A 20,620-nucleotide genomic window follows, 5' to 3' on the forward strand; every position below is an offset into this window, starting at 1 on the left:
AACATCGCCACCCAATACCTCGGCGGCTCCAACTTCGCCTACGTCGGCTTCGGCGCCGCCACAGGCGGACTCAGCAACACCCAAGCCGTCCGCAACATCACCATCACCGCCACCATCGAAGGAGGGGTGTGAGCACCAGACACGGTGCACGCACACCGCCCGCATTGCGGTGGCCGATGTCGGATTAGGCGTCTCGCCTCGTCATCCGGGCCAGGGTCCTATGCTCGAAGAATCCTCGAGACGCTGTGGCCTGGGCTGCGGAGGATCTGATGACCGCAGTGAGCGAATGTCGAACGTGTGGCACCGAACCGCGGGAGGGCGCGCGGTTTTGTGATGCCTGCGGTTCGCCCATTGCACCGGCCACCGAACACGCCGAGTACAAGCAGGTGACGGTGTTGTTCGCCGATGTGGTGCGTTCGATGGACATCGCGGCGGCGCTGGACGCCGAACGGTTGCGCGAGGTGATGACCGAGTTGGTGGAGCGGTCGGCGGCGGTGGTGCGCCGCTACGGGGGCGGGAGCGTGGAGTACACCGGCGACGGGGTGATGGCGCTGTTCGGTGCTCCAGTTGCGTTGGAGGATCATGCTTTTCGCGCCTGTCTTGCGGCCTTGGGGATTCAGGACGAGGCGAAGCGGCTCGCCGTCGAAGTCCAAGCCCACGACGGCGTTGCCCTACGACTGCGAGTGGGCCTGAATTCGGGCCGGGTGATCGCCGGGCAGATCGGCTCGGGGGCGTTTGGTTATGGCGCCATCGGGCAGCAGGTGGGGTTTGCGCAGCGGATGGAATCGGTGGCCCCGCCGGGCGGAGTGATGCTCTCGGAGTCGACCGCGCGGCTGGCTGAGCACCTCGTGATGCTGGCCGAGCCTGAGTGGGTGCACATCAAGGGCGCCGAGGAACCGGTGCAGGCGCGCCGGCTGGTCGGGATCGGCCCGCGCGGTGGTCTGGTCGTGCGCGCCGACGCGCGTCTAGTTGGTCGAGGCTGGGAAATGGCCGCAGTTGACGCGCTTGTGGACCGCACGATCGGTGGCCGTGGCGGTGTGGTGAACGTGGTGGGACCGCCGGGCATCGGCAAGAGCCGACTGGCTCGGGAGACCGCGGCGCTGGCGGCCGGTCGCGGGGTCGAGGTGTTTTGGGCCTTCTGTGAATCCCACGCCCGTGAGGTCCCATTCCATACCGCGGCGCAGCTGCTGCGCGCGGGCAGCGGCGTGGCCGATCTGGATGGCCACGCCGCTCGCGCGAAAGTACGGACACAGATTCCCGACGCCGATCCGCAGGATCTGCTGCTGTTTGATGATCTGCTCGGCATCGCCGACCCCGACGTACCACTGCCCCAGATCGACCCGGATGCCCGGCGGCGTCGGTTGACCGCTCTGGTCAACAGCGCGCAGCTGGCCCGTACCGCGCCGGCATTGTTCGTGATCGAGGATGCGCACTGGATTGACGCGGTCAGCGAGTCGCTGGTCGCTGACCTCCTGCCCGTCATTGCGCGCACTCCCACGTTGTTGCTGATCACCTCGCGCCCGGAGTATGAGGGGACGTTGACGCGGGTGCACGGCGCCCAGACGATCGCGCTCGGCCCACTGGGTGATTCGGCTATCGCGGCGCTGATCGGTGAGCTGCTGGGGTCGGATCCCTCGGTCGGGGAGCTAGCGGCAATTATCGCCGAGCGGGCCGCCGGGAACCCGTTTTTCGCCGAGGAGATGGTGCGCGAGTTGGCCCAGCGCGGGGTGCTGGGCGGTGAGCACGGTAACTATATCTGCCGCGCGAACATTGCAGACGTGAACGTGCCGGCCACGGTGCAGGCAGCCATCGCGGCGCGCATCGACCGCCTGAGCGCCCCGGCCAGGCGCACGCTCAATGCGGCGTCGGTGATCGGAGCCCGCTTCGGGGTCGATCTGCTCGCGGCGCTGGGCATCGACGCGGTATTCGACGAGCTGCTCGGCGTTGAGCTGATCGATCAGGTGCGGTTCACCCCCAGCGCGGAGTACGCCTTCCGCCACCCTTTGATCCGCGCGGTGGCCTATGAATCGCAGCTGAAATCCGATCGCGCCCACTGGCACCGGCGCCTGGCCGCCGCAATCCAAGAGCGTGCGCCCGGCTCGATGGACGACAATGCGGCGCTGATCGCCGAACACCTCGAAGCCGCTGGCGAGGACCGCGCCGCATATGGCTGGCACATGCGCGCCGCCGCGTGGTCCACCGACCGCGATTTCGGCGCTGCGCGGGTCAGTTGGGAGCGGGCACGCCGCATCGCCGACGCGCTGCCCGCCGAGGACCCCGACCAACTGGCGATGCGCATCGCCCCCCGCACCATGCTGTGCGCCACCGGCGGGTTGGCCCGAGCGGTCCAGGAAGGCGAGGGCCGCTTCGCGGAGTTACGGGAATTGTGCAACGCGGCCGGGGACAAGGTTGCGCTCGCCATCGCCATGACCGGGCCGGCCGCCGAGCTCCTGTACGCCGGGCGTTCGAGTGAGGCGTCGCGTCTGGTAGCCGAGCAGATGGCGCTGCTCGAGTCGATCGGCGATCCCACCCCGACCATAGGGTTGGCGTTCGGAGCGTTCTGCGTCTGGGGGGATGCCGGTGAATTCGGTGACGTCTTGCAGTGGTCGCAGACAGTCGTCGACCTGGCTGGGGGTGATCCCGTCACGGGCGCCGGCTTCGGCGTGGGATCACCGCTGGCGGCCGCGTTGGTATATCGCGGCGCGGCTCGGTGGTGGCTGGGGCAGTCGGGGTGGCGGCAGGACCTGAACGACGCCGTCGCGATGGCCCGACGCAGCACCCAGGCAACCTTCGCCGGTGTCGTCACCTGGGCCTACAGTTACGCGATACATCATGGGGTGCTTGTGGCCGACGAGTCAGCGATGCGCGCCGTCGAGGAGGCGGTGCAGGCCGCCGAGGAATCCAGCAACGGTGTTTCGCTGAGCTTGGCCCAGTACACGCTGGGAGTCGCGCTGCTGAGTCGGGACGCCTCGGCCGACCGTCACCGCGGGCTGGAGGTTGTGGTGCAGAACCGCGACATGTGGCTGCGCGAGCATGCTCTCTTCATGATCCCGGTCGTCGATTTGTTGGCCGCCCGGGAGAGGGCCAGGCGCGGAGACCGCGATGCTGCCATTGCGGTAATGCGCAAAGCCGTGGACGAGCTGCACCAGGCAGGACGGCTCTTCTATGGCGTTTGGGGCACCGGCGTTCTTGCGGAAACGCTGCTGGAACGCGGCGCCGAGGGCGACCTGACCGAAGCCGAAGATGCCATCCGCTGGTTGGCCACCCTGCCAAGAGAGCGCCGTTCGGCGATAGTCGAGATCACGCTGCTGCAGCTGCGGGCGCTGCTAGCTGGCGCCCGCGGCGACGACGACGACGCCTACCGGGACTTGGTGGATCGCTACCGCGGTATGGCGCAATCGCTTGGCTTCGAGGGACACATCGCGTGGGCACAAGCGATGTGAGCGCTTGAAGCTCATACCGAGCCGCCGGCATCGCCGCCGGATGAGTCGCCGCCAGAGGCGGTCCTGCCGGTCGAGGACGACAGTGCCGCTACTGATCCGACCGACGAGGGTCCGACTGCCGGCCGACCGTCGCCTGTCACGGTGGCAGGGCTTGGCAGGCGGTCGCCGTTGCCGCGGCGCAACACGTCGCGCGACTGTTCCCCGGCCCTGAGCGAGCCGCGCACTATGGGCCGAGGTGTCGTCGGCCGCAGAGTCGGCCTCGCCGGCCGAGATGCGGGCCGCGCCGGCGGGCGCGGCGAGGAACCAGGCGAAGGCTCGGTCGTCGGTTCGCTCGGCGAACCGGTCGCGGGCGGTGCGGTCAGAGTCGTCACGGTCTCGCGGGAGACCGCTGGTTTTGGCGGCGCCGCACTACGTGATGGTTGAGTCGCTGGCTCGGTCGACGACGCGACGTCAACGCCTGTCGTCGGCTGGCTCAGTTGTGGCGCGGAGACCTTCCCGGTGTCGGCCGTCGCGTCGCCGGCGGGCGCCGGTTGGGAGACCTTCGCCTGCAGTGGTGCCGCCGCGCTGGCCAGCGGCGCGGGGCCGCTGACCGGTAAGCCGACGATGGAGAGGGCGTTGGTGACGCCCTCGGCGACCGCGCTGACCAGGTCTGCGGTGACCTTCGCCGGGTCGATCGTAGGGATCAGCCGCGCCGGGGTGGGCTCCCACGGCTGGATGTTGCGGTCATAGCCCAGCTCCACGAGGACCCGGAAGACCGGCTCGACCACGTCGATAAGCGCCTCAGGCACCCCCAGCTGGCGCAGCGGTGCGAACAACGGCAGGTCCTTCGTCTCGAAGAAGTAGTAGGTGGAATCGCCGTGCTGACTCACGGTAGGGGGCGATGTCGACAGGTCGGGCGCCAGGCTGACGTCGAAGGGGTAAAGGTGTACATAGATGAAGCCCAGGACCGCGTTCAGGTCGGCGACGGGGTTGAGCGGATACAGCGGGAAATCGGACATGAAGTCGTACTGGCGGTTGATGACGGTCGTGTCGAACTGGGTGTCGGTCGGTTCCGGGCCGTTGAACGAGAAATCGAGGATCGGGACGTAGAGGCCGGGGAACCGGGCGAGAAAGCCGCCGTTGGGCAGATTGGTGTCACCGCCCAGCACGAAGTCGATATCGGGAGCTGGGGTTCCCGCCGGGTACTGCTCGGCGAGCTTGCGCTTCTCCAGGTTCGCGACCGTCGCGCCTTGGGAGTAGCCGTAGATCACCAGATGGTCGTTGCCATACTCGGCCATCGCCGTCTCCAGATCTACCCGCCCGGCCTCTACCGACTTATCGAAGGTGCGGGAGAAGAGCCCCGACAGTTTCCACAACGGCAACGGCTCGTCCGGCCACCCCCCTGAGTGACCAGGCCCGAATACGCTTGTCGGGCAGAGCGCAATGCAGAGGACGGGACCCTCCCACCGCCCCCCAGGCCAAAGCTCCTCGGGCGTGGTCACCGCAACGGGCTCGATCGTCTGGCCCGGATATGTCGGCGCGATGAACTGGTCCATGATGACCGCGACGTCGGCGTCGTTCCAGGTCGGGATGCCGGTCCCGCCCATCATCAAGGCGGTCCTGTCGAACGGGGGTACGTCCGGGGATGACGCCGACGCCACCGGCACAACTGGGCCCATCACCACGAGCATTGCGACTCCGATCGACATCGTTACCCGCGTGGCGGCGTACTTTGCTTTACTCATAGTCGGTCCTCGCTCTATGTGGGCGGAGTGAATCCGCTGGGTCGGTTCGAGTTCCGCGATCCACATCGTCACCTGGCCTCGGCGTCACTAACTCAGTAGCGACGTACTGCTAATCGCTCCCCTTTTTGCGCCTACTACTTAGCCGCCGCGAAAACTACGCACACCACGGCACTGCCCACGCACTGTCAAGGACGCGAGGGAGGGTGTCGACGCGCGTTCCCATCGGTCTGTACGTGGCAGTCGCAGGCGACGCCTTTCGTTGTGTACCGGCCGTCTGGGATTACTGACCGATTTGCGACCCAACAAACAACACCGGTCAAGTAGTCGAATACTCAGGCGAGCCGCCCCATTCAGTGGGATGCTGCTCGCCTGAGGGCCTGGGGAGGGAGGCGACCTCCGGCCTTCATCCGTGCACCCGTGCGGCAGGAGGAGCGCTCGATGACCTACCCCCAAGATCCACCGCTCGAATGCGACATCGTCATGAAGGGCGGAATCACAAGTGGAGTCATCTATCCCCGTACCGTGTGCACACTCGCGAAGACTTACCGGCTGAGGTCGGTCGGCGGGTCCTCAGCAGGCGCGATCGCAGCCGCCGGAGCGGCTGCCGCCGAATTCGGCCGCGCGTCAGGCGGATTCGAACTGCTTGAGAAACTCCCCGACGACATCACCGAGGTTTCCCCCGCCGGGGACACGGTGCTCTTCCGGTTGTTCCAGCCCACACCGAAGACCCGTCCCCTCTACCAAGCCTTCGTCGCCGGAATGGGCAAGGACGCCAAGCAGATCCGCACGTTCGCGGCATTGCTGGCCGGGTTCTGGCCGCGGGCTTTGGCCTGCGCCGTGCCCGGGATCGCGCTCCTCATCCTGGGCGCATTCGGCAGTGGGCCTGCGGTCGTCGCCGGCGTATTAGGCGGGCTGGCCTTGGCGCTACTCGGTGCCGCCCTGGGTGCCGTGTGGGGAGCCGCGGCCATGCTCGCCGGCGTGGCCGGTGTGGGCTTCGGGCTATGTACTGGAATGCCTGGCGTCGGCGCCAAAGACGCCGAAGCCCTGACACCGTTCCTGCACAAGCGATTTCAGGAGATGGCCGGACGACCGGACGGACCCGTGCTCACCTTCGGTGATCTCGCGGCCAAGGGCATCGAACTGCGAGTGATGACCACCAATCTCACTCGCCGCCAACCCATGCCGATGCCATGGTCGACGCACGAGTACTTCTTCGACCCGGACGAGATGCGCACGGTGTTCCCGCCCGACGTCGTGGACTGGATGATGAAGAAGGAACACGCGCCCGAAGGGGGCCAGGACGGAAAACCGCAGTCTGGACGCGAGTCCCGCAAACGCGCACTGTTGCGGGCACAAGCCGCGCCGCTGTGTCCGTGGCCCGCCCCCGAGCACGTCCCTGTGATCGTGGCGACGCGGATGAGCCTCAGTTTTCCGTTGCTGATCACCGCGGTCCGGCTGTACGCCGTGGACTACTCACTGCAGGTGAATAAGGACGCGCGCACCGCTGCCCGCGCGTGGCTCGCCGCGCACCCGGACACACCCGTGCCGCAGGGCGCCGCCGAGATCGTCCCCAAGCCCCGGTTCGACCGGAACTGGTTCTCCGACGGCGGCATCTGCGCCAACCTCCCTGTGCACTTCTTCGACGCGCCACTGCCCGGCCGCCCGACCTTCGCCATCGACCTGGAGAGCTTTCCTGACGGTCAGACCAAGGATCCCAACGATCAGTCCAAGAACTGCTTCCTCCCGATCGCCAACGACGTTGGGCTGCACCAACGCTGGACCGCATTATCGACCAGCACCAGCACCACCATCAACGGCATCAAGGCGCTCGGCGGATTCATCTCGCAGATCGTCGACACCGCCCGCGGCTGGGTGGATGCCGCGCAACTAGCAATGCCGGGCTACCGCGACCGTGTGGTCACCATCTACCACGACGACACCGAGGGCGGCATGAACCTCAAAATGACCGACTCGATCGTCACCGCGCTCGCCGAGCGCGGCGGGGCGGCGGGCGCTGAGCTCGTCGAGAAGTTCACCGGCGCACCCACGGACGAGCATCAGAAGAAGATGCCCCAAGGCTGGGGCTGGAACAACCAACGGTGGACGCGATTCCGGACGGCGACCGCCGGACTCGACGCGTGGCTGATGAAATTCGAGGCCAACTACAAGGCCGCGCAAAATCCGCCGACACAGCCCTACGACAAGTTCGCTGGCCCCGACGCCCACGCCGACTTGCCCTCCTACCCCATACCGAAGGCTAGTCGCGGAGTAGTCAACGACCTGACCGCCGAGCTGATCGGTTTGGCCACATCATGGTCGGGTGACAACCCTCTGAGAACGACCAACGTACCCGGTCCGCTGCCACGCCTGCGCCTGGTACCCGACGACGGAGTCGCCAGCCTTGCCGGCATTGCAACGGAGCAGGCCGCCGACGCGCACGCCAACCAAACGCCATCGGCGTGAATCGATATTGAACCCCTTCAGTTCCCACGGATTTCGCGCGCGATCGAGATGACCGCATGCAGGCTGCGCTCGACGTCTTCGTCGGAGGTAGCCCACGACGAGACGCTGATCCGCATCGCCGCGCGCCCCTGCCATACAGTGCCACCGAACCAACACGTCCCGTCGGCTTGAACCGCCTCGATGACGCGCCAAGTCTGCCCGTCGTCGCCGAAGGAGACCAATGCCTGGTTGAGGACGACGTCGTTCAGGATCTCGTAGCCGACGGCCCGCAGTCCCTCGGCGAATCGCGTGGCGTGCCGACAGCACCTGTCGACGAGATCCGCGACGCCGCTGTGGCCCAAAGAGCGCAGTGCGGCCCATATTTCGACCCCGCGCGCGCGACGGGACATGTCGGGTGTGAATTGGCACGGCTCGCGTTCGGACCCGGTAATCAGGTATGCCGCGCCGACAGTCATCGCCGCGCGCAGGTCTTCGGCGTTGCGCACGAAAGCAATCCCGCTGTCGTAGGGCACATTGAGCCATTTGTGCGCGTCTGTGGCCCACGAATCCGCGTCGGCGAACCCTCCGACGAGATGCGACAGGCGCGGTGTGGCCGCCGCCCACAAACCGAAGGCGCCGTCAACGTGCACCCAGGCGCCCGCCTCTCGGGCAGTGGCACATATTTCGCCGGCCGGGTCGAATGCCCCCGTGTTCACGTTGCCCGCCTGGATGCAGACGATTGTGTTATCGGACAACTTCGGCAACTTATCCGGCCGCATCCGGCCCTGATCGTCGACGGCCGTCCGCTCCACCCGCCCGCGTCCAAACCCCAGAATCGACAACGCCTTGAGGACGCTGGCGTGTACGTCGTCGCCCACCACGACTCGGAGAGGTGGTGCCCCGAATAGTCCGTCCTCCTCAACGTTCCACCCCGCGTTGCGCAGTAATGCATGTCGCGCAGAAGCCAAGGCGGCGAGGTTGGCCATCGTCGCACCGGTGACGACTCCTGCGCCCGCGTCGGCAGGCAATTTCAGAATGTCGCGCAACCAGCCGATGCACACGTCTTCGAACCCTGCGGCCGCGGGAGATTGCGACCGGTACGCAGCGTTCTGATCCCACGCTCCCGCAAGGAGATTGGCCGCCAGGGCGGCAGGCAGGGTGCCACCGGTGACGAATCCGAAGTACCTGCCGCCGGCGCTGGCCACCGTTGCAGGCGAACCGATTTCGTCGAGCAACTGCAGCACGGCGCGCGGGTCCGTCGGCTCATCAGGCAGCACCTCGTAGAGCGCAGCGAGCCGCTCGACGTCTTCGACCCGGGGTGCGACCGGTCGGTCATCAAGACCGTCCAGGTAGCGAACCGCACGCTTGGAAACGTCCTCCAGTAATTCCTTCATGCGGTCACGTTAAGCCGAGGTGTAATGGCCACAACCGGCAGGCGGTTGGCTCACAATCAATGGTGAGGTACCCGCGCCTGGGCCTATGTGCGACTCAAACAGATAGCCTGGGGCGTCTAACGGACGGTTAGGAGAGGGATGGGCGAAGGCGGGTGTCGCCACGAGAACATCGCGGGTGCGAAATTCTGCGCGACCTGCGGTGTCGCCCTCGGTCCTCGCTGTCCCAAGTGCAGCACTATTCTCTCCGTTGGAGCTGCCTTCTGCACGTCGTGCGGCAGCCGCATATCTCCTCACCCACCCAGTGTCGTCGAGTCTCCTCACCCGCCCAGTGTCGTCGAGCTCGAGGGAGAGCGCCGGCGGGTCACCGTGATGTTCTGCGACCTGGCGAATTCAACCCAGATCAGTGGCCGCCTCGACCCGGAAACATTCAGCGAGCTCGTCGACACGTTCTATCACGTTTGTGGTGAAGCGATTTCGCGCCGCAACGGGTTCGTCGCCAACTACCTGGGTGACGGCGTGCTCGCGCTTTTCGGTCACCCCGAAGCCAGCGAAACCTCGGCTCGAGACGCCATCGCGACCGCTCTCGATATCCAGGTGGCGCTGCACGATCTGAACAGTCACGGAGGGATCAGCGACGAGGACGTTTCTGCCCGGATCGGCGTCCACCACGGCCTTGTCGTGGTGAAAGAGGTCGGCGCTCATGGTCGCCGCGAGACGCACGTGCTGGGCGACGTCGTCAACGTCACCGCGCGGGTCCAAACTGCCGCCGACTCGGGCCAGATCGTCCTGACCAGCGCGGTGGCGAATCGCGTTGGCTCCGAGTTCAACCTCGAGGCACTCGGTGCCCGACCCCTCAAGGGTGTGGGTTCCCCGGTCGCGTTGTACAGCGTGCTCGGCACCGCCGGAGGCTCGGTGACAGACGTGTCGGGCGGCCGATTCTTTGGTCGGCACGGCGAGCTGACTTTGCTTTCGAGCCGGTGGCGGGCTGCGCTCAGCGGCGAAGGCCAGACCGTCTTGGTGGTCGGCGAGCCGGGAATCGGAAAGTCGGCGCTCGTTCAGCAGTTGCGGTCCGAGATCGAGCCCGACGGGGTATGGACCGAGGTGGCTGCCTCCCGACTAGAGCGCACGCAGCCGTTCGGACTTCTCAAGCAACTGCTACATCAGGTGTTCGCATGGCCGGCTGACCTCGGCGTCGAGGATCGCATCGCTGACGTCGAACAGTCCCTGGCTCATGTTAGCGACTCCCCCGACGAGGGGGTGCAGCTGGTGTGCGGCCTGTTGGGGATCGATCTGGGCGACCGTTATCCGCCGCTGCTGGCTTCGCCCGACGAAGCACGGCGGCGTCTCATGGCGTGGATGATTCGATGGCTGAAATCGGTTGCCAGCAGCCAACCTTGCGCAGTCATCGCCGAAGATCTCCAATGGGCCGATCCATCGTCGCTGGAAGTCCTCTTGGCCACCATCGACGAGATCACGACGGTGCAGTGTCTGGTACTGCTCACTGCCAGAACGGATTTCGTCCCGACATGGCCGACTCGCGTCCGGCACACGCAAATCATTCTGAGCCGGCTGCAGCGTGACGAAACCCGTGAAATCATCCGAGACCGCATCGGACCCATCGACCCGGCAGACGAGCTGATCGAGGCACTCGTGCAGCGCTCCGACGGGGTACCACTTTTCGCCGAGGAACTCGCCCGCACAGTCAACGAGCGGATCGCAGACGTGCTCGGGTCCGAAATCCCCGTATCGCTGTACGACTCGCTGATGGCCCGTCTCGACCGGCTCGGCGTGACCAAGTCCACCGCTCAGATCGCTTCAGTGATTGGACGTGAATTCTCATTCGATCTGCTCCGGGAACTGTCTGGTCAAGAACCCGACGACCTGGCGGCGGCGCTGCAGCAGCTCGTGAACGCTGACCTCGTCCGCCCCCACGGCAGCATCTCCGCCACGTACCAATTCAAACACACCCTTGTCCAACAAGCCGCCTACGACTCGATGCTGCGCCGGCGCCGCGCCCGTCTGCACGCCCAAATCGCGACGACGCTTGCATCGCGGGCTGACGAGGGAGATGCGGTCGCATCCGAGCTCCTTGCACACCATTGGGCGGAGGCCGGCGATCCACGACAGGCAATTACCGCCTGGGTCACCGCTGCCCAAAAAGCAGCAGCCCGGTCGGCCTATGCGGAGGTGGTCGCCGACTACGAACGGGCGCTGGCGTTGCACGCTCAAATCATCGATGAGCCTGAGCCGGAACGCATTCAACGCGAGCTCGAGCTCCAACTGAGGCTCACCGATGCTCTGCAAATGGTTCGCGGCTTCGGTGCACCGGAGACGATGGCCGCCGCCGACCGAGCCCGCAAACTCGGCGAGCTGCTCGGCGACCCGCGTGTCCGCATGCGCACCTTGTATAACCTGTGGGGCAGCGCCATCAGCAGCGGCGCCGTGATGAGCGGCCAGACACTCGCCGACGAACTCTTGGCAGTCGCAGTCGAGCTCGCAGATGATCAGTCTCTGTGCGAAGCACACATCGCGCAGGCGGCATCCCTCTACAACAGAGGCCACCTCACCGAGGCGCTCGAGCATGCACACTTCGTCCTGAATCGGCCGTCGCCAGAACTCGACGCCGTGCTCCCTCCTTCCGGGCTCGTCCAGGCCTGCCTCTACGGCGGTGTCGCCGCGGCAGGGCTTGCCCTCATCGGAGAGGCGAAAGGTTGTCTGGCGGAGATCGATCGCGCTCTGCGCCGTAGCGACGCGGACTTCTTGGCACGCGTCCTTGCTGTCCTCAGCTCGTCGGTAATTGCGGTGTGGATGCGGGACTTCGCAGTCGTTCAGCGGTCCTGTGACGAACTCGAGACGATCGGCAATCAGCTCGACAGCGCGATCCTCATCGGGTGGAGTGAGATGTACGGCGGTTGGGCACAAGCCATGACCGGAGACGCACAGGCGGGTGTGGAGCGGACGTCTCGCGGCGTCGCGAAGCACATCGCGGTGAATCAGCGTCTCGGGTTGAACCATTCATTCGGCCTCTTGGCGGAGGCTCAGGCGGTAGCCGGGCGCCCTGAAGATGGATTGGCGACCGTCGCAGACGCGCTGCAAATGCGCGATCTCGCCATGCAGCGCCAACACACATGTGAGTTGCTCCGTATTCGGGCGGTGCTCCACGACATGGTGGGCAAGGAAGATCTTGCGCGCGACGACTTCGCGGCGGCCCTCGACATGGCGGTTGACATGGGAGCCGCACTTCTCGAATTGCGCACGGCGGTAGGCCTGTCGGAGTTATTATTTCGTCACGGCGAACGGACCGAAGCACACCGTCTCCTAGCTCCGATTCTTGAACGCCACCACGAGGATTCGTGGGACATCCGCATCGGGCGGGAGCTTCTGGACTTGCTCACGGCCGAGCCGTAGCACCCGCACCGGACACCGCGCCGGATGCGCCGACGGAAGCGAGATGACCATGGCACCTCAGCGAATTTGCATCGTCGGCGGAGGTGCTGCAGGCGTCGCGCTGCTGTGGCTCTTGGCAAAAGAGCAACGTAAGCATCCGGCCAGACAATTCGAAATCACGTTAGTGCACGACGATGTGGTCAAGAATCGCAACGGCCAACCACAGCCCGGCGTGGGCAGCCTCGGGGGGCACTCCCGCTCGGTAGCGGTGGAGGTCAACGGTATCGAGTATTGGATTGATCTCGGCGTCCAGATGATCGCCCCTGACATGTATCCCAACTTGATGTGCATGCTGAAGTTGGACGAGTTTCGCGGCGTGAAGATGGATGACGTGCCCCTGCGGGTTTCGTGCACGTTTCCACCGGACACTCACGGTAATCCGGTCTACTGGGGAAACTTCCCGTCATACCAGACGACACCGCTTTATCAGCAGCGAGCCGCCGACGCAGGCAAGTTCGAAGCACTCTTGAAGCAACAGCAACTGAATCCAGGGTCGTTGAAGACGCTTTTGGACGCACAGCAGAGCCACTTCGGCAATTACAAGGCATTCGAGGACTACTTCTTGGGTCCGTACCTGAGCATCATGAACGGCTACGGTGCCGCGCTACTCGATCAGATCTACGTTCCCGAGGCGGCGTTTCTGTGGAATCACGACTACGCCAGCTTCACCGATTGGTCGAGCAACTTCGCGCGGTTCCACTACGGCTCAATGCAGTGGGTCCAAACCATGGCCGCCAACGCGATCAAGCTCATGCCCCCCGGCAGCGTCGAGATCATCACAGGCGCAAAGGTCACCGAAGTAATCCCAGGGCCCCCTCAACCGTCGGTCGTATGGAAGATCAACGGAACTTCCCACGGCCCCGAGGTGTTCGACAGTGTGGTGCTGACGACCGACATGCAGGCCAACGGCGATATCCTCATCCGCGATGACAATCCGCTGAAGGACTTCTACAAGCAGTACGTGGGCCAGGACGTGTGGCACCTCATTCCGGGGTTCTGCTATCTGCACCAAGACGAATCGATCTTCGCGCCTGGCACGCCGACCCCCTTCGAGGAGACTCTTCAGTTCACGGCCTATTGGGCGACGCAGAAGCAGCCCTTCGACTTGGAGAAGTCCTGGACAACGTACTCGTACAAGAACCTCATGGGTGTGGACGATCCTGACTTCGACTACTACCTCACGATGTACGGCTTCGACCCCAGGAACGAAGCGGACATTCCGAAGCCGGCCAACCCGATTGATCCGACCCCCATGAACTGGGTCCACGGGATGTGGCTGCCGACGTTCATGTGGAACCAGAAGATGAAGATGCGCAACGCGCAAGGCATCAGCCCGTTCGTCGGACCGCTGCCGCTGCAAAAGAACACGGGCGTCTACTTCGCCGGCAACAACCTGACGATGGACTCGGAGGAAGGGGCGCTTGTCTCGGCAATGGCGTTGGGCCGCTATGCATTCAACATAGATGCTCAGTCGTACGTCCTCGCTAAGACCTGGCCGCTGGACACCCGGGCGATCACCGCTCGAGTCTTCTATCTGGCCATGTACAACATCATGTTCCCGGGCATCAACTTCAACGTCGCCGATATTGTGAAGTCGATGTTCGGTATGTGATCACCGAAGGCTCGATGGCTCCAGTTCGGTGAGGCCGCTCAAAGCCTGTGGCAACGGGCCCACGTGCAGGACGCCGAGGCGTTGGGTCGCGCGGGTCAGGGCAACGTAGAGCTCTGCCGCGCCACGCGGGCCGCCTGAGATGATCCGTTCCGGCTCCACAACCAGCACGGCGTCGAACTCCAAACCCTTTGTCTCCGAGGGCAGCACAGCACCCGGCGAACCCGGTGGCCCGATAACGACGGAGGTGCCCTCGCGGCCCGCTTCGCTGCGGGTGAATTCCTCGATCGCAGAGGGAATTTCCTCCTTTGTAACGCGCTTCGACCAGGGCTGGGTGCCGCACGCACGGACCGACTCGGGGGGTTGGACCCCGGGCGCAAACTCGGCGAGCAAAGCCGCGGCAACGGCCATGATCTCCGCCGGGGTCCGGTAGTTCACCGACAGTGACCGGTACACCCAGCGGCTCGGCACGTACGGCTCGAGCATTGTGTCCCAGGACGTCGCGCCGGCCACCGACCGCCGCTGAGCGAGATCGCCCACCACGGTGAAGGACCGGCCCGGGCAGCGCCGCATCAGCACGCGCCAGTCCATCTCCGACAGTTCCTGCGCCTCGTCCACCACAACGTGTCGGTAGGTCCAATCCCGGTCTGCGGCAGCGCGTTCGGCGAGTTCGCGGGTGTCGCGTTCGACGAATCGGTCAGCGAGGTCCTCGGCGTAGAGCATGTCCTGGGCGAGGAGGTGGTCCTCGTCATCCATCAGATCCTCACGGCTGACGAGGAGGTCCAGCACACGGGCGGCGTACGCCACTTCGGCACTGCGTTCGCGCTCAGCGGCCCGGTCAGCCGATTGGTCGCGGCCGAGCAATTCGACCAGTTCGTCGAGCAACGGCACATCCGACACCGTCCAGGCGTCACCGTCTGAGCGCCACAGGGCCGGATCAGCACCCGCCGCGCGTAACCGTTCTGAGGACGTATACAGCTGTGCCAGCAGCATTTCCGGTGTCAGCAACGGCCACAATTCGTCGAGGGCCGCGATGAACATCTCGTTGTCCGCGAGTTCCGTGAGGAGGTTTGTCCGCATCTGCTCCCATGCATCCTTGTCCTCCCGGGTCAGCCAGCCCCGGCCGATCCGGGCTATCGCCCGTTCGGTGATCACCCACGTGACGATCTCACTGAAAACCGCGCGGGCCTCGTTGTGCGGCAGCCCGCTCGCACGGGCCTCCTCGATGGCCCACTCCGCTGTCTCGGCGTCGATCCGCATCGTGAGGTCCGCCAATTTGACGGGCAGCGGATGCTCCGGCTGCCGCTGCCGGTCTGCCACAGCTGCGGCCAGCACATCCAGCATCTTCAACGAGCCCTTGAGCCGCGCCGCCTCCGGAGTGTCCTCGGCGGTGATGTGCAAGCCGGGCATGAGGTCGCCGGTGGTCATGAACACCACGCTCGTCTCGCCCAGCGACGGCAGTACGCGACCGATGTGGTCCAAAAACGCTGCGTTGGGGCCGATTACGAGCACGCCGTGACGTTCGATACGCTCGCGCTGCGTATACAGCAGGTATGCGACGCGGTGCAGAGCGACGACCGTCTTCCCGGTGCCCGGACCGCCCTCGATCACCAGCACGCCCGTGTGGTCGAGCCGGATGATCTCGTCCTGCTCGGCCTGGATCGTCGCCACGATGTCGCGCATGCCATTCCCGCGTGGCGCGTTGACCGCCGCCAGCAGTGCTGCGTCTCCCCGCGCCTCACTGTCGGGCCGCCCGAGTGTTTCGTCGGTGAAATCGACAACGTGACGCCCGCGGGAGTGGAACTGGCGGCGCCTGCGCATGTTCTCAGGGCTGGCGGCGGTCGCGACATAGAACGCGCGAGCCGCCGGCGCGCGCCAGTCGAGCAATAGCGGTTCGCGTTCGCTGTCGTCGTCGAGCAACCCAATGCGGCCGATATACAGACGTTCGTCTGCGAGGGTGTCCAGTCGGCCGAAGCACAGCCCGCTGTCCGACACGGCAAGCCGCGCCATCCTGCCGGCCAGCGCACGTACCTCGGCATCCCGCTCGACGAGCGTCCCGCCATTTTGAAGGTCGACGGGGGCCCGCAAGGTCGCCCTGTACCTGTCCTTGACTCGTGCGCGCTCGTCGTCGAGCCTTCTGTACAGGCCGCCAATATAGCGGCGCTCGGATTGAAGTTCCTCGTCAAATTCCTGAGTTGGCATGTGCCCCTTTGTTCTTGGACTGATGCTCGTGGCTGATCGCCTCGACGAGCCGCCTCGCGGCTACCGTCGCCCCGTCGGTGCTGATCGCCCCGGCGACGGCCTTCGCTTGTGCGCGTGTCTTCGCAGTCAGCGCCGTAGCGAGCGCGGCCGACAGCGAGTCGACGGTCGGGGCCGGGCCATCATGTGCCACACCGATTCCCAGGGACGCCACCCGGCCGGCCCAGTAGGGCTGATCCGCAATCTGGGGCACCACCACCTGAGGCGCACCAGCGCAAGCGGCCGTCGTGACCGTGCCTGCGCCGCCGTGGTGCACAACCGCGGCGACCCGGCCGAACAGCGCCTGAAGATTGACCTCGCCCACCGTGAAACAATCGTCCTGGTCGTCGATTCGAGCCAGTTCGGCCCAGCCACGGGAGACGATGGCGCGACGGCCCTGTGCACGGATCGCCTCGATGGCCACCCGCGCGACGTCGTCGGGGGCCCGCACGCTGCTGAACCCCACGTACACGGGCGGTGTGCCGGCATCCAGGAACGCCACCAAGTCGGCAGGCAGTGGACGGTCGTCCACGAGGATCCACGCGCCGGTCTGCACAACGTCGAGCCACGGGGATCCCGGCCAGGGGGCCAGGATCGGGTCCGCCGCGAGCCACGGGCGGTCCGTGTGGACGTGATCGCGGACGTTCTCCACTCCAGGCAGGCCCAGCGCAGCCCGATGCGCGTTCAGCGGCGGCCCGTACAGCGCCTGCACCCTCTCGGCGTCGACGTCCCACAGCACTCGGTTGTCTTTCTCTCCTGGCGGGAACGGGCGGCCCGGCCGTGGCAGCGGCGTTTGATGCGGCGACGGAAGCACGCCAGGCATGAATGCCACGCAGATGTACGGGATGCCCAGCATCTCGGCAATCGTTCGCTGAGCGGCCGGCATCAAGCCCGTCGCCACCAACGCATCACATCCCTCGGCTGCCGCCGGAACAGTGTCGAACTGCGCTGCGACCAATTCGGCCGCGACCCGCGGTGCGTCCGCCGGAGTCGATGGCTTCACACCGTCGTCCGAAGACGACGGCTTCACGCCGTGCACAAGCGCGCGCACCGACCGCCCGAACGGAATCATCTCCACGCCGACACGGGCCAACTGTTCCACGAAGTCCGGCGGTGCGCACATACGCACCTGCGCACCCAGCGCGCGCAACTGCACGGCGAGCGCCAACATCGGCTCGACGTCCCCCCGTGATCCCCAGGTCGTCAACAAGACCCGCATCTCGCTACCCCCAATTTCCGCAGGTTCTGGCTTCAGCCACGCGATTGTGCGGCATCACGGGGGTCTTGCCGCAAGCCCCCCGGTGCGATATATGTTGAGAATGGAAGGGAGATTTTGCCCTTCCTATTCTGCTTTCAGCGGCAGTCGTTTTGCGGTGGTCAACAGATCGAGGCCAGGTGCTCGAAGCCAATCGATGAACACTCCCGCGTCCGTCGAATCCGCTTGGCTGCCACCGGAATAGAAGCACGCGGGGCGATCGCCGGGAGCGCTGCGTTTGCGCGGGATGCGTTGACTCTGCGCTGAGAAAGCGAGCCACTCGCAGTTCTGAGCCGTGGGCGCAGAATCAACGCACAGCAAATGGTGCAAACATGCTCAGCCGCAGCGAATCTCCCTGTGATTGGTCCCACTTCCCGCATCGGTCGCCACAAAAAGCAACGAACGTCTGGGCGGACGGTTAGGCTCCGCCTGACCGCGTTCTGCGGCAGTCCCGAAAGGAAGGACACCTCATGGGGACCGGCGCCGTAATCGGCATCATCGTGGCCGTTGTCGTCCTGCTGCTCATCATCTTGGTGATCGTCGGATACAACGGCCTTGTCCGCGCTCGCAACGCTTACAAGAACGCCTTCGCGCAGATCGACGTTCAGTTGCGGCGCCGCTTCGACCTCATCCCCAACTTGATCGAGGTCGCCAAGGCATACATGGCACACGAGCGGCAGACCCTCGAAGCCGTCGTGGCAGCCCGGGGCGCCGCGATGGCCGGCCTGTCGGCCGCGCAGGCCAACCCGGGTGATCCGGCAGCGATGCAACAGCTGTCGGCCGGGCAGGCGCAACTGAACGGTGCGCTTGGCCGGCTCATTGCCGTCGCCGAGCAATACCCGGACCTGAAGGCGAACCAGAACATGATGCAGCTGTCGGAAGAGCTGACGTCGACGGAGAACAAGGTTGCGTTCGCCCGGCAGGCCTACAACGACTCCGTGATGACGTACAACAACAGGCGCGAGCAGTTCCCCGGCAGCATCTATGCCGGCATGTTCAACTTCGTACCTGCTGCCCTGCTGGAAATCCCGCCGGAGCACCCCGAGATGCGCGACGCGCCGAAGGTGCAATTCTGAGCGAGCGGCCGGCGTGAACTTCTTCGAGAGCCAGCGGCGGGCCAAAGGGACCACGCTCAAGCTGGTATTCCTGTTCGCTGCCGCCGTGATCGCGATGGTCGCCGTCATCGACGCCGCCGCTGTGCTCGCGATGAAGAGCAGAAACTACACGGCGTCCTCGATGCTGGCTTCGGTGATCGCGCTCACGGCGTTCACGCTGCTGCTCATCGCCGGCGGCATGATCTTCAAGACGCTGTCACTGCGCCAGGGCGGAGCGGCCGTCGCCGCATCGGTCGGCGCGGTCCCGGTCGATCCGACGACTTCGGACCCGCAACTGCGGCGGTTCGTCAACATCGTGGAAGAAATGGCGCTGGCCTCGGGTGTCCCCGCGCCGCGCCTGTTCGTCATGCCGCAGGAACCCGGCATCAACGCGTTCGCGGCGGGGTTCACTCCAGCCGACGCGGCGATCACGGTCACCAGCGGAGCGCTGACTCAGCTCAAGCGCGACGAGCTGCAGGGCGTAATCGGGCACGAGTTCAGTCACATCCTCAACGGCGATATGCGGCTGAACATCCGCCTCATCGGCCTGCTCGCGGGCATCCTGCTGCTTGGCATGATCGGATTGCGTGTCCTGCAGTTCGGCGGCGGTCGAAGCGACAGCAAGGGGGCCTCGCCGGTATTTGTGATCGCGCTGGCGATGATGGTCCTTGGCTTCGTCGGGACGTTCTTCGCGAACCTGATCAAGGCGGCAGTGTCGCGGCAGCGCGAGTGGCTGGCCGACGCCTCCGCCGTGCAGTTCACCCGGCAGACCGACGGCCTCGAGGGAGCGCTGAAGAAGATCGCCGGGGTGCCCACCGGCTCGGCGTTGCGCGACTCCCGCAGTGCGTCCGAGGTGAGCCACATGCTGTTCGGTGAGGGGTCGAAGAGGTTCAGCTCACTGTTTGCGACGCATCCTCCGCTCATGAAGCGGATCAAGGCTCTCAACCCGAGTTTCGATCCGCGCGAGGTGGCCGAGTTGCAGACGCAGTACGCGAAGCAGGCGCCCAACGGGCTGATCGAAGACGGCGTTGTGGGCGGCCTGGTAGGGGTGACCGCGGGGTTCGCGACGGCCCCCGCGGCGCCGCCGGCCGGTCCGGTCGCCGCGGAGTGGGGGCCTGGCCAACGGGCGGTCAGCCCCGAGCAGGTGTCCGCTCGCGCCGGCACATTCACCCCGGCCGACCTGCGCTACGGCGCGGCCCTGCACGCCGAGCTGCCAGTCGAGCTGCGTCAGCTTGCCGCCCAGCCGAGCACTGCCGCAGGCGCGCTCATCGCGCTGCTTCTTGGGTCCGACGGGGAGCTGCGTACTCGCCAACTCGCCTCCGTGGCGCACCGACTCGGGCCCGCCGACGCCGAGGAGGCCGCCAGGCTGGCCGACCGGATGGCGACGCTGCCCGATCAGCTTCGCCTTCCGTTCGTCGCGCTGGCCGTCCCCCAGCTGGCCTACCGTACGCGCGCCTACCAGGACGCACTGATGGCAGCGCTGAACGACCTCGCGGTGGCCGACGAGAAGGTATCGACGTTCGAGTATTGCGTGACACGCCTGGTCTGGAATTACCTGCGGGACTTGGCCGATCCATCCCGCCGCAGCAAGATCGGCGCCGGCTCGCTGCGCCAGGTGCAGGCGCAGGTGACGACGCTGCTCGCGACACTTGCCGTCGCCGGCGGCGCCGACCAGGCCACGACTCGTCGCGCGTTCGACACCGCGGTGCGCCGCCTGTATCCCGACAGCTCCCCGACACCAGACCAGTCGCGCACCGGCACCTGGCAGACCCGGCTGGACCAGGGTTGGCCAGCGTTGGACGGGCTGGAGCCGAATGCCAAGAAGGCGCTCATAGAAGCGATGGTCACCTCCGTGCTCATCGACGGGACTGTCACGACGTCCGAGGCCGAATTACTGCGTGCGGCATGCGCGTTGATGCACGTCCCACTGCCCGCGCTGCTCGCCTGACACTGGGACGTCGGAAATCCGCCAGC

10 protein-coding genes and 1 pseudogene are annotated in these 20,620 nt (G+C 65.8%); 7 read left to right on the top strand and 4 right to left on the bottom strand.

The window, feature by feature from the left end; genetic code table 11:
• The first annotated feature begins 269 nt into the window (after positions 1-269).
• Entirely contained in the window at positions 270-3,443 is a 3,174-nt protein-coding gene (locus tag QOH60_RS11750) for an ATP-binding protein (protein ID WP_526420392.1), read from the top strand.
• An 11-nt stretch (positions 3,444-3,454) separates the two neighbouring features.
• Here the strand turns inward: QOH60_RS11750 and QOH60_RS11755 are convergent, their stop codons facing one another.
• The gene (locus QOH60_RS11755) at positions 3,455-5,167 is read right to left on the bottom strand and encodes a PE-PPE domain-containing protein (protein ID WP_526420394.1); all 1,713 of its coding nucleotides are present in this window, start codon (positions 5,165-5,167) and stop codon (positions 3,455-3,457) included.
• Between the two features lie 438 nt (positions 5,168-5,605).
• Here QOH60_RS11755 and QOH60_RS11760 point away from each other — a divergent pair, with 438 nt between their 5' ends.
• Positions 5,606-7,630 carry a hypothetical protein gene (locus tag QOH60_RS11760; RefSeq protein WP_526420396.1) on the top strand — a complete coding sequence of 675 codons (2,025 nt, stop codon included), beginning with the start codon at positions 5,606-5,608 and terminating at the stop codon, positions 7,628-7,630.
• A gap of 17 nt (positions 7,631-7,647) precedes the next feature.
• Here QOH60_RS11760 and QOH60_RS11765 read toward each other — a convergent pair whose 3' ends face one another.
• Positions 7,648-9,003 carry a pyridoxal phosphate-dependent decarboxylase family protein gene (locus QOH60_RS11765; RefSeq protein ID WP_526420398.1) on the bottom strand — a complete coding sequence of 452 codons (1,356 nt, stop codon included), beginning with the start codon at positions 9,001-9,003 and terminating at the stop codon, positions 7,648-7,650.
• A 138-nt stretch (positions 9,004-9,141) separates the two neighbouring features.
• Here QOH60_RS11765 and QOH60_RS11770 point away from each other — a divergent pair.
• The 3 genes and pseudogenes from QOH60_RS11770 to QOH60_RS11780 form a co-directional block, all read left to right on the top strand.
• Positions 9,142-9,267, top strand: a pseudogene (locus QOH60_RS11770) (double zinc ribbon domain-containing protein); the annotation flags it as partial.
• 102 nt (positions 9,268-9,369) lie between these two features.
• Complete coding sequence (locus QOH60_RS11775) at positions 9,370-12,411, top strand: ATP-binding protein (RefSeq protein WP_526420481.1); 3,042 nt, start codon at positions 9,370-9,372, stop codon at positions 12,409-12,411.
• Between the two features lie 43 nt (positions 12,412-12,454).
• The gene (locus QOH60_RS11780; RefSeq protein WP_526420400.1) at positions 12,455-14,062 is read left to right on the top strand and encodes an NAD(P)/FAD-dependent oxidoreductase; all 1,608 of its coding nucleotides are present in this window, start codon (positions 12,455-12,457) and stop codon (positions 14,060-14,062) included.
• Here QOH60_RS11780 and helR read toward each other — a convergent pair whose 3' ends face one another.
• Entirely contained in the window at positions 14,063-16,261 is a 2,199-nt protein-coding gene (gene helR, locus QOH60_RS11785) for an RNA polymerase recycling motor ATPase HelR (protein WP_526420402.1), read from the bottom strand.
• The gene (locus QOH60_RS11790) at positions 16,242-17,516 is read right to left on the bottom strand and encodes a glycosyltransferase (RefSeq protein ID WP_526420404.1); all 1,275 of its coding nucleotides are present in this window, start codon (positions 17,514-17,516) and stop codon (positions 16,242-16,244) included. The genes helR and QOH60_RS11790 overlap by 20 nt, the downstream gene beginning before the upstream one ends.
• 506 nt (positions 17,517-18,022) lie before the next feature.
• Between QOH60_RS11790 and QOH60_RS11795 the strand changes: the two genes are divergently transcribed.
• Together QOH60_RS11795 and QOH60_RS11800 are read left to right on the top strand one after the other, a co-directional pair.
• Positions 18,023-18,628, top strand: coding sequence for a LemA family protein (locus tag QOH60_RS11795; protein ID WP_526420406.1), 606 nt, complete (start codon positions 18,023-18,025; stop codon positions 18,626-18,628).
• A 13-nt stretch (positions 18,629-18,641) separates the two neighbouring features.
• The gene (locus QOH60_RS11800) at positions 18,642-20,594 is read left to right on the top strand and encodes a M48 family metallopeptidase (protein ID WP_526420408.1); all 1,953 of its coding nucleotides are present in this window, start codon (positions 18,642-18,644) and stop codon (positions 20,592-20,594) included.
• Positions 20,595-20,620: the final 26 nt, after the last annotated feature.

Origin of the sequence: Mycobacterium sp. (assembly GCF_032159765.1) — a bacterium.
Classification (GTDB): Bacteria; Actinomycetota; Actinomycetes; order Mycobacteriales; family Mycobacteriaceae; genus Mycobacterium.

What these genes read in the sequence shown, in the direction of transcription:
- QOH60_RS11765 (WP_526420398.1), bottom strand. Translation starts at nt 9,003, where the DNA reads ATGAAGGAATTACTGGAGGACGTTTCCAAGCGTGCGGTTCGCTACCTG.
- QOH60_RS11780 (WP_526420400.1), top strand. Translation starts at nt 12,455, where the DNA reads ATGACCATGGCACCTCAGCGAATTTGCATCGTCGGCGGAGGTGCTGCA.
- QOH60_RS11755 (WP_526420394.1), bottom strand. Translation starts at nt 5,167, where the DNA reads ATGAGTAAAGCAAAGTACGCCGCCACGCGGGTAACGATGTCGATCGGA.
- QOH60_RS11760 (WP_526420396.1), top strand. Translation starts at nt 5,606, where the DNA reads ATGACCTACCCCCAAGATCCACCGCTCGAATGCGACATCGTCATGAAG.
- QOH60_RS11790 (WP_526420404.1), bottom strand. Translation starts at nt 17,516, where the DNA reads ATGCGGGTCTTGTTGACGACCTGGGGATCACGGGGGGACGTCGAGCCG.
- helR (WP_526420402.1), bottom strand. Translation starts at nt 16,261, where the DNA reads ATGCCAACTCAGGAATTTGACGAGGAACTTCAATCCGAGCGCCGCTAT.
- QOH60_RS11750 (WP_526420392.1), top strand. Translation starts at nt 270, where the DNA reads ATGACCGCAGTGAGCGAATGTCGAACGTGTGGCACCGAACCGCGGGAG.
- QOH60_RS11795 (WP_526420406.1), top strand. Translation starts at nt 18,023, where the DNA reads ATGGGGACCGGCGCCGTAATCGGCATCATCGTGGCCGTTGTCGTCCTG.